Genomic DNA, 2,720 nt, shown 5'->3' on the forward strand with positions numbered 1-2,720 from the left:
GCGGGGCGGTTTTGGTGGCATGCACGCATGATGCGTTATCCACGATTCGTTTACAACAACTTTCTACGCTGTACGCTCAGGCTGAATAGTCACGGGCCAAGTTCATTGATGTAGAAATAGCGTGGCTATTTAGGGCGGCTTGCTGCGGTTGCAAGCAAGCCGCCGGCCAGCCTACAAACGCACCCAATTGCCCTTGTACAGGATCGGTCCGCTCGGTCCGTTCGGGTCCGGCGAGCCGCCCCTTGGCTCCAGGCTGACCGCCAGCAGCGCGACGTCGGCGCCGATGGCGCGCTCGGACAGCGCCAGCCTGACGCCGCCCTTGGCCGCCAGCAAGCCCAGCGAACGCGGATTGCCGCTCTTCGGCACCGCCCACAATTGCAGCGTCTTGTCGTCGGCCACGGCGCCGCCGCCCAGCATGCGCACGTCCAGCGCGCCGTGGCGGCTGTCGGCGGTAAGCACCAGCGCGGTGCGGGCTTGCTCGTCGTTCAGCGTGGCGATGTAGTTGATCTCGGGCGCGTTCAGCGTCGTCGTCACCAGCGCCACCACCAGCAGCGCCGCGACGGCGCTCGAGGCCGCTCCCAACGAGCGCCAGAACCTCAGCGACTCGCTGCGCCAGAACTGCCAGGCCGGCGCGGCGCGCAAGCCCAGGCGTTGTTCGATGGCGCGCCAGACCTGGCGCGGCGGCGCCACCGGCGTGGCGAACTCGGCCATGGGGGCGATGCGCTGCTGCCACTCGACGGTGAGGTTGCGCAGGTCGGCGTCCTGGCGCATCCAGCCTTCGAAGCGACGGCGCGCGCCGCCCTTGAGCGTGCCCAGCACGTACTCGGCCGCCAGTTTTTGCCGCAATGGCTCGTTGCCGCGGATATTCATCTGGTCTCCCGTTTCGCCAGGCAGGTGCGCAGGCGCTCCAGGCCGCGGCGGATCCAGGTCTTGACGGTGCCGATTGGCAGGGACATTTGTTGCGCCACTTCACTATGCGACAAATCGTGGAAATATGCCAGCGCGATCACCTGCCGGTGCAGGCCCTCCAGCGCCGACATGCAATGTGCCAGCGCCTTGGCGTCGCCACTGATTTGCAAGGCCTCGATGGGCGTCGCTTGGGGATCTTGTAGGGCGTTCATGACTTCGCTATCAAATTGGTCGGCATCGATTTCAACGGTGTCGTCGCTACGGCGCAGCAGATCGAAGGCCTTGTTGCGCACGATCGTCGCCATCCAGGTCATCGGCGCCGCCAGATGGCTTTGGTAGCTGGCGGCGTTGTTCCAGACGGCGACGAAGCCCTCTTGCAAGGCTTCTTCAGCAAGCTCTTGCTTATTCAATATACGCAGCGCGAAGCCAAACAGTTTCGTCGATGTTGCGTCGTAGAGCAAGCGGAAGGCGGCGCCGTCGCGCTGCGCCACGGCGAGCAACCAGGTTTTTAATTGTTGCGGGTCGAGCTGGGGGACGGTGGAGGACACTGCTGGCCTTCGTGGTGTGGACGCGAAACTTGATCGTATACCAACTTCGGCGCGGGCGGCAACACGCATGTGTGGGTAATCGCGCAAATATTGCAATTGCTACTGGAAAGATTTTGCCGTTTCAGTCAAGCTCTTTGGCATGACGATCGACTATTTGGCAAAGGACACTATGCGGCAAGCACATCGTTTGACGGGAATCGGCCGGGCGCTGCTGGCGGGCGCGTTGTTGTGCGCGGGCGGCGCCGCGCAGGCGCAATTACGGCCCGACATGGGCAAATTCCTCGCCACCGGCGGCGTTACCCAGCTCGAGGGCGCCGGCGGCGGCGGCCTGACCCCGTGGGCGCTGATCACCGGCTACGGCAGCCGCGACGGCTATGGCGCGAACGCCCACTACACCGGCGTGCGCACCCAGGACTACGCGCTCGACACTTATGGCGTGGCGGCCGGCGTGGCCGACCGGGTCGAGCTGTCGCTGGCGCGGCAGCAGTTCCGGGGCAGCCTGGCGCCGCTGGACGCCTTGCGCATCGAGCAAGACATCATCGGCGTCAAGGTCAAGCTGGCCGGCGACGCGGTTTACGACCAGGACCGCCTGTTGCCGCAGATCGCCGCGGGTTTGATGTACAAACGTAACAAAGGCGTCGGCGGCCTGGGCGCGCTGGGTGTGAGCAATGTTAAACAATTGGGGGCGAAGGACGACCGCGGCGTCGACTATTACGTCGCGGCGACCAAGATCCTGTTCGAGCAGAGCTTGCTGTTGAACGGCACCGTGCGCGCGACCAAGGCCAACCAGATGGGCATTCTCGGCTTCGGCGGCGACAAGGGCGACAACTACCAGGCGATGGTCGAGGTGTCGGCGGCCTACCTGGTCAACCGCAAGCTGGCCGCCGGCGTCGAGTACCGCCGCAAGCCGCACAACCTGGGCGTGGACGAGGAGAAGGCGTATTACGACGCGTTTGTCGCCTATTTCCCGAACAAGCATGTGTCGGTGACGGCCGCGTACGCCGCTCTGGGCGACATCACGGTGTTCAACCCGACCCGCCAGCGCGGTGTGTATTTGTCGTTGCAGGCGGGGTTTTAAATGCCGGGGTCAGACTCTCATGCCGTTCAGTTGAGGATTGTCGCCGACCTACGGAATCATAACTTAGCGGCCCCAAGGTTACGCTTGTGGATTCGTGACTGTTCAGCCGCTATGCGGCAAGCGGGATAGGATTACCGTTGAAGGCCCGGAGCAGAACCTCAAGCATGCCATGGCCTTGCTTGCGT

General features: G+C 64.0%; 3 protein-coding genes. 1 reads left to right on the plus strand and 2 read right to left on the minus strand.

From position 1 onward, the window contains the following. Positions 1–171: 171 nt before the first annotated feature. A complete protein-coding gene (locus ACFDR9_RS27395; RefSeq protein ID WP_409033035.1) occupies positions 172–870 on the minus strand; it encodes an anti-sigma factor domain-containing protein in 699 nt (232 codons plus the stop codon). Beyond that, positions 867–1,457 (minus strand): sigma-70 family RNA polymerase sigma factor, encoded by a 591-nt coding sequence (locus ACFDR9_RS27400; protein ID WP_026133235.1) that lies wholly within the window; start codon positions 1,455–1,457, stop codon positions 867–869. The genes ACFDR9_RS27395 and ACFDR9_RS27400 overlap by 4 nt, the downstream gene beginning before the upstream one ends. A gap of 169 nt (positions 1,458–1,626) precedes the next feature. On the opposite strand from ACFDR9_RS27400, the gene ACFDR9_RS27405 reads away from it, so the two are divergent. After that, the gene (locus tag ACFDR9_RS27405; protein WP_409033036.1) at positions 1,627–2,535 is read left to right on the plus strand and encodes a DUF3034 family protein; all 909 of its coding nucleotides are present in this window, start codon (positions 1,627–1,629) and stop codon (positions 2,533–2,535) included. Positions 2,536–2,720: the final 185 nt, after the last annotated feature.

Source organism: Janthinobacterium sp. CG_23.3 (assembly GCF_046115965.1).
In the GTDB taxonomy this organism is placed as follows: Bacteria; Pseudomonadota; Gammaproteobacteria; order Burkholderiales; family Burkholderiaceae_D; genus Janthinobacterium.

What these genes read in the sequence shown, in the direction of transcription:
- ACFDR9_RS27395 (WP_409033035.1), bottom strand. Translation starts at nt 870, where the DNA reads ATGAATATCCGCGGCAACGAGCCATTGCGGCAAAAACTGGCGGCCGAG.
- ACFDR9_RS27405 (WP_409033036.1), top strand. Translation starts at nt 1,627, where the DNA reads ATGCGGCAAGCACATCGTTTGACGGGAATCGGCCGGGCGCTGCTGGCG.